Genomic DNA, 9,809 nt, shown 5'->3' with positions numbered 1-9,809 from the left:
ACAGTTGGCGGCGCTGGTCAGCGACGTGATTTCAAATAAAAACACCCGACAGCGCAGGTGCCACCAGCGCTGGCAGCTTCACAATTCATAGCAACTAGAGTCGCCGCTCGCAGCGAATAAAGCGCCGCAGCCGCGCATTCCACGCGGCGCCATGCGCTCGCAGCCCTTGCGCTACGCCGCGCCCGCCCGGGCCACGCTGCCCTGGCGCATCACCCGCACGATGGCCGCCAGCGCCACGCCGTACGCCGGCACGAACAGCAGCAGGCTGACCGCCAGCTTGATCACGTAATCCACCACCGCAATCTCCATCCAGTTGGCGGCCATGAAGGCGTCGCTGCTGCGCCAAAAGGCGATGCTGAAAAACGCCGCCGTATCCAGCGCCTGCCCCACCACCGAAGCGGCGGCGGGCGCCAGCCACCACGCGCGGCTGGCCTGGCGCATGCGGTCAAACACCTGGATGTCCAGCAGCTGCCCCAGCACGTAGGCCGCAAAGCTGGCGAACGCGATGCGGAACACGAAGGTGTTGAACGCGCCCAGCGCGCCCACGCCGTTGAAGTGCCCATCGTGAAACAGCACCCCCGCGATGTACGACGCCACCAGCGCCGGCACCATCGCCCACGCAATCACCCGCCGCGCCGGCCCCTTGCCGACCAGCCGCACCGTCAAATCGGTGGCCAGAAAGATGAACGGAAAGCTGAACGCGCCCCACGTGCTGTGAAAGCCCAGCAGCGTGATCGGCAGTTGCACCAGGTAGTTGCTGGCAATGACGATGGCGATGTGAAACGCCACCAGCAGCGAGAGAAAGAGCGGCACACGCGACGGCGGCGCCATGGGGGTCGGCATGAGGACATCCTTTTTGGTGAATGGGGGCGAGGGAACCCATGGGTGGCGCAAGGCGCGCCGGGTGCGGATTGTACGGTGCGGCGTGCGCGCCGCGTGTTCAGCAAGGCGTGTTGCGAAGTGGCGTTGGCTTGAATGAATTCTGAGGTGCAGGCTTTGGGCTGCTGCAAGCTTAACTGCAGCGGTTCTTCCTTGCTCTTGTAGACGAATGCAGCGCGGCTCATCTAAAAATGCCTAACGTTTGAGTTAAGCCGAGCCGCGAAGCGGCGTCGGCTTGGACGAATTGTTAGGCACTCCGCAGCGTACGCCGGAACCACTCATACATGACCTCCATGGCCAGCTTCGCATCCGCCTCCAAAATCGTAGCGGGGTGCGCTTTGGTGGCCTGGAATCGCGTGCCGAACGCCTCGGGGTGATCAGGCGCCTTGCGGTGAGTGAACGGGTTGCGGAGTAAGCGAAGCCTGTCAGTGCGATCAAATAGGTCGCTAGGCAGCTGCAGATGTTTCCGGCCGACTTTAATCATGAGCTCGAATGTGCGCCGCTTTTGTGCAGACACCACGTTTTCAAGTTCTTCGCTAAGGGTCTGCTCTATGAAGGACGTGGCGAGGAGTAGCGCGCCGACGAAGTGGCCGGAAACGAAACAGAGCCGAGCCTCTTCCAGCATGTGGAGCACGGCCAGTTCGCCCATCACTGCACCCGGATGGAAGTAGTGCTGAGCCAGCCACTCGATACGCTCCACGCGAGCGGCCCGCGACGATTCGTCGGCCCGTGCAAGAGCGGCAGTGAGGTTTTCACGAGTGGCTGGAATGGGCATTGGGGAGCCTAACGCCTGAATTAAGCCGAGCCGCGAAGCGGCGTCGGTTTGAGTGAATTGTTAGGCATGATTAGATTTTCTCCATTTTCTGAGTCGCCCGCAGGCATTGGCGTATGGAGAAGAAGTATTAAATTGAATCATCCTTCCCATAGTCCATGTTTCATACCATGGCTGTCCATAAAGTTCAGAGTCGTCATGGCTTTTCACTAACTCAACTATCTTACCCTTGGCGGAATTCAGCCGCGCGACCAATTCATCAAATGGAACGCCTTCATAGTCTTTGTAAAATTTTCCCGCCAGTGATCCCAGTTCATTCCACTTGAACCCTGTCTCAGGGAAGTCAACTTTTTCTCCCAGCGTCATTTTGGCATGCCATTTAAGAACTAGTTCGTTCCAGCCGACAAGGTACGAAATCAAGTTATGAGGACTCATTTTGCTGCCTTTGGCATGTCCGTCCATAGACTTGTTCAAGGCGAATTCAGCAGGAATCAGTGCAATTTCACTGCTTAGTTTCTTATGTTCTTTCTGGATTGCAGAAAGAAGCTCGGTCTTGTTTTGCGGTACTGACATGCCGACGACCTGATACCTAACGCTTGAGTTCAGCCGCCGCGTAGCGGTCGGCTGCGACGAAATGTTAGATAACGAAATTATTCAATAGGCTTACTTGGAAACCTCAATGACTGCTGGCGCCTCGAATCGGGCCCCTTTTGTTGAGGTGGCAAATATTCTTGCATTCTTTTGCTTCCCCAGTCTGATGTCGTCGAGAAGTTGTTTGTCGATTTTTATCAGATCTGGAATATTGAATATAGCTTGCTCACCCGGAGATAGGATTTTGGCGTTTTCTGTATTCGCATAAAATGCATGCGTTGGCAAATCGAAATCTTGATAGCCAACCTCCAAAATTCGAGTGGGGACGCTCCCAATGTTTGTAAGCAATATAGCCGCCTCAAGATCCTTCCTTTCTTCTACGCCACTAATCATTCTTAAATCTAATGGGTTTAGAGGCGTTTTGTTGTGAACCATTTTTAGTTCAATTTTTACCTTTTCTTCAATCGAGTCTTGTCTTGTTTTATATTGGAAGTAGGCAGTGGTAACTGAGACGGCGAGAGCGAGGGTGGACATTCCAAGAGAAAGTATTTCGTATTTATTCATGGTTTTATTTTTCTCTTTGATATTTCAGCTGCGAGTGAAACCAATTCTCTTTGATCATCTAACGGCCAAGGTAAGCGGCTGGCCGTAGGCCAGTCCGCTTGACTGCAGAGTTAGACCCGAAGGCCAAAAGGGAGCGCCTGGACTTGAAGACGCACGCGACCCACGAAAATGCGCTGCGCCACGGAAGCGGCGAAGCGCTGCAAGAATGATAGCTGCTGGCGCTTGACTGGCAAGCGCTAGAGGTCAAAAAAGCTTGAAACTGACACCAAGCCAGCAGGCGAAGCCCGGCGAGCGGCCTAAACCCCAAAGCAGAAACCTTTGAGAAAGGCAAAACCCTGGAATAACTAGTGGCCTGCATAAAGCGGGTGATGGGACTAACACCTGAGCTAAGCGGCAGCATCAATCGCGAAGCGATTGATCTGTCCGCTTGAGCGAACTGTTAGGCGAACCGACGCGCAACTGCTTTCCCGAGAAAAGAACCATGAGTGCGCACGCGAAGATTAGGACGACGCTGTGTAGCGCAGGATCGTAGTGCGATCCTGCAACGGGGTAAAGCTGCCAAGACGCGTTGATCGACGCGTGAAATGCTGTTGCCACCAGTACGGGCATTGGCGCATTCACTGCGAGAAAGCAGATCATGATGCGTAGAGCGATGGCCGTTATGGACCACCAAGCAATCCATTCAAGATCTCGTCCAATTTGCAGAAGTGGGATCCAGTGCCACACAGCCCACACTGACCCCAAGACCAGCGAAGAGAGAAGGGCGCTGTAGCGCTGGTGTAGTCGCGGGAAGGCGTATCCCGTCCACCCCAATTCCTCCAAGAGCGCTGGAACAAAAAAGAGCAGGAACAGGAGAGCAAACTGTGCCGGAATCCCTGCCGGCTCTGGCGGTGAAGGCGTTGATGACCCAAAGAACTGAGCACACGTGTAGGTGATCAGGAGCACGACAACGGGTATGAGTACCGCGACAAAGATCCAACCAGGAGTTTTCTCGCGAGGCGCCGAAAAATGCCCTCGAAACCACGCCCATATGCTCAGATTGCTGCCAGGCCCGAGAAGCATGAACACGGCAGCGATTGCAGGCGCTGCGAACATCATCGCACTTGCCGGGACGCCGGGAAGAAGCACCCAATCCGTAACGAGGCCGACGAGCCAAAAAGGCATCGACGCCAGCATTACAAGCGCGAAGTATCGGTACTGCATTTCGCGTGGACCTACGACCCGGAGCGCCTAACGCCTGAGTTCAGCGGTCGCCGGAGGCGATCCGCTGGAACGATGGGTTAGACGTGTTGATAGATGCATAGAGGTTTTGAATGGTGTATTCCAGTTCATCTTGATTGCACCAGTACTCATTGATAGTTCCGAATTGTGAGTAACTGGAGCAATTGAAACCTTCTTCAATGTCGTTGTACCAAACGACGAATGAGCCCAGGATAGCTACGACCCAAAAGCCACCACCCTCCGCTCCGTACGGAGTTTGAATCCATTTTTGAGGTGGGATACGAATCAAACTCCAGAGCCTCGCTTGCTCAGGGTTCATTCGGGATTCTGCGGCACTGATTTTGCCTCGCAACGAAGTTTCCGAAAGCGGTTTCCAGTCCATGATGAGAGCGTTTAACGGGCGAGGTAAGCCGACCGCAGAATGCGGGTCGGCTTGACCGAAATGTTAGAGCCAGAAGCCAAAACGGGTAAATTGAATTTGGCGACGGGCACGAACCGCGAAAAAGCGCAGCGCCACCGAGGCGGCGCAGCACTACGGAAACAATAGCTGCTCGCGCTTGCTACGCAAGGGCTGGAGGCCAAAAAGACTGAAAAATGACAAAACGCCAGCAGGCGAAGCCCAGAGAAACGACAAACCCAGCGCTGAACAACGCTTGAGAAATTGAATGCCGTTTGAATAAGCATGGGCGAAATAAATTGGTTTTCAGTGGTACTAACGGACAAAGTAAGCCGCCCGCCGAAGGCGGGTCGGCTTGACTGCCGGGTTAGACCCGACGGTGGACGAAGGAGCGCAGCGCACACGCCAAGCGCTACCAAAGAAAGAGCTGCTAGCGCACGCCAGGCGGGCGCTGGAGGCCCAAAAGGCTTGAAACTCGTGCAACGGTTGCAGGCGAAGCCCAGAGCAGCGGCCAAACCCCAAAGGCGAAACCTTTGAGAAAGGCGAAACGCTGGAATAAAGGCTGGCCTGCATAAACGGATATTTGAGCTGACTAACGAATAAGTTCAGCCGCCGCCGTAGGCGGTCGGCTGCGACGAATGGTTAGATTGAAATATGGATATGTCATGCAATCTAAATATAACCATTCCCATCGCACCGTGAGCAGTTGCCCATGGCTCCCGTTCCTTGGCAGATTGGGCATATTTTTCTGCTATCTAAAACGGGCTGTGGTTTTTTAATATTTAGTTCTTTTTCATATCGATCGATTTTGGCCCAGCAGGTTTTAAGGTTGTCTTTTAATTTATCAACTTCAACATTAAGCGGGCCGACTCTTTTCTCTATCTCACTCTCTTAATTATTTATCCGCGCTACAAGACCTTTTATTCGTAGTTTTTCATTTTCAAGATGAGACTCCAGGGATGCGCACTTTTCTATTAGCTGGTTGATGGCGATAATATTAAACCAAATTACTTCAGATGTTCCTTCGGGGCACTTACCGCTTTTGAAAGCATCGACGAATTGCCGTTCGTTTGGGCGGCTTGGTTCCATTCTTCCCTCATATAGGCCAAGTAGTTTGATGCCCCATTTGGAAAGAAACTGGTGCCCTTCTTCGCTAAGGTATTCGCCGAACTCTGAAAAATCTCTCATCTTGCCTCTGATAGCTAACGGCCAAGGTAAGCGGCCCGCAGAATGCGGGTCCGCTTGAGCGCAGAGTTAGACCCGAAGGCCAAAAGGAAGCGCCCGGACTTGGACAAGGGCGCAGCCCACGAGAAAGCGCTGGGCCAGGGAAGCGGCGCAGCGCTGCAAGAATGATAGCTGGTGGCGCTTGCTACAAAGGCGCTGGAGGCCAAAGGGGCTTGAAAGCCTTTGGAGCAGGGCCAAGCGCTGGAACAAGTGGCTGCGCGCATAAAGAGGGGGTGATGGGACTAACGGACGAGGTAAGCGGCTTGCCGTAGGCAAGTCCGCTTGACCGCCGGGTTAGACCCAGCAGCTGAAACAAGCAGGCTTTGCAAGCGCACAATGCTACCAAGAAGAGAGCTGCGTGCGCAGGTGGTACCTGCGCTGGCGGCCAAAACTGCCCCGAAATGGCGAAGCCCCGCGAGCCGTGCCACACCGAGCGGCACAACGCTGGAGAGGCTGAATGTGGCTGGAATAGGCATAGGGTTTAAATATGCCAGAACTGAGCGGACTAACGATAAAGCTAAGCGGCTGGCCGAAGACCAGTCCGCTTGAGCGCAGGGTTAGACGAAACCGACGTGTTCACCACCAACACGTTCGATAGCATGACTATCCACTGCGATGGCGTGCACTTCAGTCTCGCCACTTCCACGCGGAAAATATAAGCAAACCCAAACTTGGCCGTCTTCATACACATCGAAAACTGTCACTTCTGTTTCAAGCATTGATGAAACATCTACATGCTCGGATCCTGTGAGGCGTTTGAGGATCGAAGGACGAATGTCAAACAGACGAACCTTATCGCCAATTTCAACAACCACTCCGTTTCGATCAAGGCCAGGACGAGTCATGAGTTCTAACGGACGAGGTAAGCGGCTTGCCGTAGGCAAGTCCGCTTGACCGCCGGGTTAGACCCAGCAGCTGAAACAAGCAGGCTTTGCAAGCGCACAATGCTACCAAGAAGAGAGCTGCGTGCGCAGGTGGTACCTGCGCTGGCGGCCAAAACTGCCCCGAAATGGCGAAGCCCCGCGAGCCGTGCCACACCGAGCGGCACAACGCTGGAGAGGCTGAATGTGGCTGGAATAGGCATAGGGTTTAAATATGCCAGAACTGAGCGGACTAACGAAAAAGATAAGCCGCCCGCAGTATGCGGGTCGGCTTGAGCGCCGGGTTAGACCCAAAGCCAAAGCGCAAAAACGAAAGTGACCGCACAGGCCACGGACTACGGAAAAAAGAGCTGCCTGCGCTTGCTGCACAAGGGCTAGAGGCCAAAAAGGCTTGAAACTGGGACAACCCATGCAGGCGAAGCCCGAGCGAACGCCAAACACCCAGCGGATAAACGCTTGCGAGGGTAAATGGCGTTTGAATATTCATGGGCTGAAATGAGCAGGAATAAAAGGCAGGCTAACTAGATTTAGACGACGGCAATCTTAGGCTGGACGGTCGGATAAGACAGTGCACGCGATCGCATCCTCTGGAAAACACCGAGCAATTCCTGTTTAGGCAAACCTAAAATTTCACGGATGAACTCGGATCGTGCATCCAGCCCTGCACCCGCCGCTGCAGAGCCGACGCAGCAGCCCAAGTTGCTGGAGCGCATGCGCATCCATCTGCGCACGCGGCACTACAGCATCCGAACCGAGCAAGCCTACATCGACTGGGCGCGCCGATTCATTTTGTTTCATGGCAAACGGCACCCGCAGGACATGGGCGCCATCGAGGTGGAGGCATTCTTGAGCCATCTGGCGGTGGACCGGCAGGTGTCCGCTTCCACCCAGAACCAGGCCAAGGCGGCGTTGCTTTACCTTTACAAGCAGGTGCTGGGCGCCGATTTGCCCTGGCTGGACGAGGTGGTGCAGGCCAAGCGGCCGCAGCGCCTGCCGGTGGTGCTGACGCCCTCGGAGGTGCGCGAGTTGCTGCTGCACGTGGAGGGCACGGCGGGCCTGGTGGCGCAATTGCTGTATGGCACGGGCATGCGGCTGCTGGAGGCGTTGCGCCTGCGGGTGAAGGATGTGGAGTTTGCGCGGCGCGAAGTGCTGGTGCGCGAGGGCAAGGGCAACAAGGACCGGGTGACGGTGCTGCCCGAAAACCTGATGGCGCCGCTGCAGGCGCAGCTGCACAAGGCCCGCGCGCTGCACCAGAAAGATTTGGACGCGGGCCAGGGCCGTGTCTACCTGCCCCATGCGCTGGCGGTGAAGTACCCCGAGGCCGACCGCAGTTGGGCGTGGCAGTACGTGTTTCCGTCGCCGGTGCGGGCCATGGACCCGCGCCCGGACGCACGCACCGGGCAGCCGATGGAGCGGCGCCACCACGTTTACCCCGAATCGGTGCAGCGCGGTGTGCGCGAGGCGGCGCGGCGCGCGGGCATCGACAAGCCGGTCAGCCCGCACGTGCTGCGGCATTCGTTCGCCACGCACCTGCTGCAGGCGGGTTACGACATCCGCACGGTGCAGGAGTTGTTGGGCCATGCGGACGTGAGTACGACCATGATTTACACCCACGTGCTGAACAAGGGCGGGCGGGGCGTGCTGAGCCCGCTGGATGCCTTGTGAGTATTTGGCGTCAAACAGGCCTTTTGCGCAGGTCTAACAAGCGCTGTCAGCTATTCAATTGGTAGCGACGAGGCGCAGCCACTACGCCCCAAACACCTTCCCCGGATTCATGATGTTGTCCGGGTCCAGCGCGTGCTTGATGGTGCGCATCATCTGCACCGCGCCCTCTCCCGCCTCGTCGCGCAAGAAACCCATCTTGTGCAGGCCCACGCCGTGTTCGCCGCTGCAGGTGCCGTCCATGGCGATGGCGCGGGCGACGAGTTGGTGGTTCAGCGCCTCGGCGGTGGCGCGTTCTTCGGCGCTGTCGGGGTCGATCAGGTAGCCGAAGTGGAAGTTGCCGTCGCCCACGTGGCCGACCAGAAAGTAGGGGATGCCGGTGGCGTCGGCTTCGGCGACCGAATCCAGCAGGCAGTCGGCCAGGCGGCTGATGGGCACGCAGGTGTCGGTGCTGATGGCGCGGCAGCCGGGTTTACTTTGCACGGCGGCAAAGTAGGCGTTGTGCCGTGCGGTCCATAGGCGGGTGCGTTCTTCGGGGGTGTCGGCCCATTCAAAGCCGGCGCCCTGGTGTTCGCTGGCGATGTCTTGCACGGTTTCGGCTTGCTCGCGCACGCCAGCGGGCGATCCGTGGAATTCCATCAGCAGCATGTGCTGCTCGCGCAGGTTCAGCTTGCTGTGGCGGTTGACCAGGCCGACGGTGTTGGCGTCGATCAGCTCGACGCGCGCAATGGGTACGCCCAGCTGGATGATCTGGATGACGGTGTTCACCGCGTCGGCGATGGTGGGAAAGCTGCAGGTGGCGGCCGACACGGCTTCGGGCAGCGGGTACAGGCGCAGGGTGACTTCGGTGATCACGCCCAGCGTGCCTTCGCTGCCGACAAAAAGGCGCGTCAGGTCGTACCCGGCGCTGCTTTTCTTGGCGCGGGTACCGGTGCGCACCACTTCGCCGCGCGCGGTGACGACTTCCAGCGCCAGCACGTTTTCGCGCATGGTGCCGTAGCGCACGGCGTTGGTGCCGCTGGCGCGGGTGGCGGTCATGCCGCCTAGGCTGGCGTCGGCGCCGGGGTCGATCGGAAAGAACAGGCCGGTGCTTTTCACCTCTTCGTTCAGCTGTTTGCGCGTCACGCCGGGCTGCACGGTGACGGTGAGGTCTTCGGCGTTGATGCTCAGCACCTTGTTCATGCGGCCCACGTCCAGGCTGATGCCGCCCTGCACCGCCAGCAGATGGCCTTCCAGCGACGAGCCGACGCCAAACGGAATCACCGGCACCTTGTACTGCGCGCACAGCTTGACGGCGTCTTGCACGTCGGTGGTGCTTTCGGCAAACACCACGGCGGCGGGCGGCGGCACGGTGGTGAAGGCCGATTCGTCGCGGCCATGCTGTTCGCGCACGGCCAACGCCTCAGAAAACTGCGCGCCAAAGCGGTCTTTGAGCGCGGCCAGCAAGGCGGCGGGCACTTCGCGCAGGTGCACTTCGGGGGTGACGTGGGCAATGGGGGTGGGGGCGTTCATGGCGCAAATCCTGTGGATGGGGCAATGCCTCAGTTTACGGCGACTGGGCGGGCGCGGGGTGTGGGGGCGCCTACACTGCCTGCTCAAATTGCTATGAAAAAGCGAG

17 protein-coding genes are annotated in these 9,809 nt (G+C 57.5%); 1 reads left to right on the top strand and 16 read right to left on the bottom strand.

Translation table 11 applies throughout. The annotated features are described in order from the left end of the window. Nucleotides 1-171: 171 nt before the first annotated feature. The 15 genes from C6570_RS02985 to C6570_RS02935 all read right to left on the bottom strand — a co-directional run bounded on the left by C6570_RS02985 (nt 172) and on the right by C6570_RS02935 (nt 7,016). The gene (locus C6570_RS02985) at nt 172-843 is read right to left on the bottom strand and encodes a 7-cyano-7-deazaguanine/7-aminomethyl-7-deazaguanine transporter (RefSeq protein WP_106701894.1); all 672 of its coding nucleotides are present in this window, start codon (nt 841-843) and stop codon (nt 172-174) included. A 283-nt stretch (nt 844-1,126) separates the two neighbouring features. Continuing rightward, nucleotides 1,127-1,654 carry a hypothetical protein gene (locus tag C6570_RS02980; RefSeq protein ID WP_211297634.1) on the bottom strand — a complete coding sequence of 176 codons (528 nt, stop codon included), beginning with the start codon at nt 1,652-1,654 and terminating at the stop codon, nt 1,127-1,129. Nucleotides 1,655-1,714: 60 nt separating this feature from the next. Further along, nucleotides 1,715-2,224, bottom strand: coding sequence for a ClbS/DfsB family four-helix bundle protein (locus C6570_RS02975; RefSeq protein ID WP_106701893.1), 510 nt, complete (start codon nt 2,222-2,224; stop codon nt 1,715-1,717). Nucleotides 2,225-2,314: 90 nt separating this feature from the next. Then, nucleotides 2,315-2,806 carry a hypothetical protein gene (locus tag C6570_RS17920; RefSeq protein WP_123812195.1) on the bottom strand — a complete coding sequence of 164 codons (492 nt, stop codon included), beginning with the start codon at nt 2,804-2,806 and terminating at the stop codon, nt 2,315-2,317. Between the two features lie 58 nt (nt 2,807-2,864). Beyond that, nucleotides 2,865-3,164 (bottom strand): DUF1010 domain-containing protein, encoded by a 300-nt coding sequence (locus C6570_RS02970; RefSeq protein WP_106704482.1) that lies wholly within the window; start codon nt 3,162-3,164, stop codon nt 2,865-2,867. A gap of 41 nt (nt 3,165-3,205) precedes the next feature. Further along, nucleotides 3,206-4,009: a CPBP family glutamic-type intramembrane protease gene (locus C6570_RS02965; protein WP_106701892.1), complete on the bottom strand. Its 804-nt coding sequence runs from the start codon at nt 4,007-4,009 to the stop codon at nt 3,206-3,208. 40 nt (nt 4,010-4,049) lie between these two features. Further along, nucleotides 4,050-4,409, bottom strand: coding sequence for a hypothetical protein (locus tag C6570_RS02960; protein WP_211297633.1), 360 nt, complete (start codon nt 4,407-4,409; stop codon nt 4,050-4,052). An 11-nt stretch (nt 4,410-4,420) separates the two neighbouring features. Further along, a complete protein-coding gene (locus tag C6570_RS02955; protein ID WP_106701890.1) occupies nt 4,421-4,711 on the bottom strand; it encodes a DUF1010 domain-containing protein in 291 nt (96 codons plus the stop codon). Between the two features lie 28 nt (nt 4,712-4,739). Continuing rightward, complete coding sequence (locus tag C6570_RS02950) at nt 4,740-4,997, bottom strand: DUF1010 domain-containing protein (RefSeq protein ID WP_106701889.1); 258 nt, start codon at nt 4,995-4,997, stop codon at nt 4,740-4,742. Nucleotides 4,998-5,315: 318 nt separating this feature from the next. Then, a complete protein-coding gene (maoP, locus tag C6570_RS02945; protein WP_106701888.1) occupies nt 5,316-5,612 on the bottom strand; it encodes a DUF413 domain-containing protein in 297 nt (98 codons plus the stop codon). A 14-nt stretch (nt 5,613-5,626) separates the two neighbouring features. Continuing rightward, nucleotides 5,627-5,872 (bottom strand): DUF1010 domain-containing protein, encoded by a 246-nt coding sequence (locus C6570_RS02940; RefSeq protein WP_106701887.1) that lies wholly within the window; start codon nt 5,870-5,872, stop codon nt 5,627-5,629. 18 nt (nt 5,873-5,890) lie between these two features. Then, nucleotides 5,891-6,124 (bottom strand): DUF1010 domain-containing protein, encoded by a 234-nt coding sequence (locus tag C6570_RS18565; RefSeq protein WP_425437863.1) that lies wholly within the window; start codon nt 6,122-6,124, stop codon nt 5,891-5,893. 81 nt (nt 6,125-6,205) lie between these two features. After that, nucleotides 6,206-6,493, bottom strand: a complete 288-nt coding sequence (locus C6570_RS17915; protein ID WP_123812194.1) for a hypothetical protein — start codon at nt 6,491-6,493, stop codon at nt 6,206-6,208. A 5-nt stretch (nt 6,494-6,498) separates the two neighbouring features. Then, complete coding sequence (locus tag C6570_RS18560; protein WP_425437863.1) at nt 6,499-6,732, bottom strand: DUF1010 domain-containing protein; 234 nt, start codon at nt 6,730-6,732, stop codon at nt 6,499-6,501. A 29-nt stretch (nt 6,733-6,761) separates the two neighbouring features. After that, complete coding sequence (locus C6570_RS02935; protein ID WP_106701886.1) at nt 6,762-7,016, bottom strand: DUF1010 domain-containing protein; 255 nt, start codon at nt 7,014-7,016, stop codon at nt 6,762-6,764. A gap of 149 nt (nt 7,017-7,165) precedes the next feature. On the opposite strand from C6570_RS02935, the gene C6570_RS02930 reads away from it, so the two are divergent. Next, complete coding sequence (locus C6570_RS02930; protein WP_106701885.1) at nt 7,166-8,194, top strand: integron integrase; 1,029 nt, start codon at nt 7,166-7,168, stop codon at nt 8,192-8,194. 81 nt (nt 8,195-8,275) lie between these two features. On the opposite strand, the gene C6570_RS02925 is transcribed toward C6570_RS02930, so the two are convergent. Further along, nucleotides 8,276-9,703 carry an FAD-binding oxidoreductase gene (locus C6570_RS02925; RefSeq protein ID WP_106701884.1) on the bottom strand — a complete coding sequence of 476 codons (1,428 nt, stop codon included), beginning with the start codon at nt 9,701-9,703 and terminating at the stop codon, nt 8,276-8,278. Nucleotides 9,704-9,809 lie beyond the last annotated feature (106 nt).

It is taken from the genome of Ottowia oryzae (assembly GCF_003008535.1).
GTDB lineage: Bacteria > Pseudomonadota > Gammaproteobacteria > Burkholderiales > Burkholderiaceae_C > Ottowia > Ottowia oryzae.
This window is presented reverse-complemented; position numbering and strand designations above follow the sequence as displayed.

Bases quoted from the DNA above. Each gene is read 5' to 3' on its own strand.
- C6570_RS02985 (WP_106701894.1), bottom strand. From the start codon at position 843: ATGCCGACCCCCATGGCGCCGCCGTCGCGTGTGCCGCTCTTTCTCTCG.
- C6570_RS02980 (WP_211297634.1), bottom strand. From the start codon at position 1,654: ATGCCCATTCCAGCCACTCGTGAAAACCTCACTGCCGCTCTTGCACGG.
- C6570_RS02975 (WP_106701893.1), bottom strand. From the start codon at position 2,224: ATGTCAGTACCGCAAAACAAGACCGAGCTTCTTTCTGCAATCCAGAAA.
- C6570_RS17920 (WP_123812195.1), bottom strand. From the start codon at position 2,806: ATGAATAAATACGAAATACTTTCTCTTGGAATGTCCACCCTCGCTCTC.
- C6570_RS02970 (WP_106704482.1), bottom strand. From the start codon at position 3,164: ATGCAGGCCACTAGTTATTCCAGGGTTTTGCCTTTCTCAAAGGTTTCT.
- C6570_RS02965 (WP_106701892.1), bottom strand. From the start codon at position 4,009: ATGCAGTACCGATACTTCGCGCTTGTAATGCTGGCGTCGATGCCTTTT.
- C6570_RS02960 (WP_211297633.1), bottom strand. From the start codon at position 4,409: ATGGACTGGAAACCGCTTTCGGAAACTTCGTTGCGAGGCAAAATCAGT.
- C6570_RS02955 (WP_106701890.1), bottom strand. From the start codon at position 4,711: ATGCTTATTCAAACGGCATTCAATTTCTCAAGCGTTGTTCAGCGCTGG.
- C6570_RS02950 (WP_106701889.1), bottom strand. From the start codon at position 4,997: ATGCAGGCCAGCCTTTATTCCAGCGTTTCGCCTTTCTCAAAGGTTTCG.
- maoP (WP_106701888.1), bottom strand. From the start codon at position 5,612: ATGAGAGATTTTTCAGAGTTCGGCGAATACCTTAGCGAAGAAGGGCAC.
- C6570_RS02940 (WP_106701887.1), bottom strand. From the start codon at position 5,872: ATGCGCGCAGCCACTTGTTCCAGCGCTTGGCCCTGCTCCAAAGGCTTT.
- C6570_RS18565 (WP_425437863.1), bottom strand. From the start codon at position 6,124: ATGCCTATTCCAGCCACATTCAGCCTCTCCAGCGTTGTGCCGCTCGGT.
- C6570_RS17915 (WP_123812194.1), bottom strand. From the start codon at position 6,493: ATGACTCGTCCTGGCCTTGATCGAAACGGAGTGGTTGTTGAAATTGGC.
- C6570_RS18560 (WP_425437863.1), bottom strand. From the start codon at position 6,732: ATGCCTATTCCAGCCACATTCAGCCTCTCCAGCGTTGTGCCGCTCGGT.
- C6570_RS02935 (WP_106701886.1), bottom strand. From the start codon at position 7,016: ATGAATATTCAAACGCCATTTACCCTCGCAAGCGTTTATCCGCTGGGT.
- C6570_RS02930 (WP_106701885.1), top strand. From the start codon at position 7,166: ATGAACTCGGATCGTGCATCCAGCCCTGCACCCGCCGCTGCAGAGCCG.
- C6570_RS02925 (WP_106701884.1), bottom strand. From the start codon at position 9,703: ATGAACGCCCCCACCCCCATTGCCCACGTCACCCCCGAAGTGCACCTG.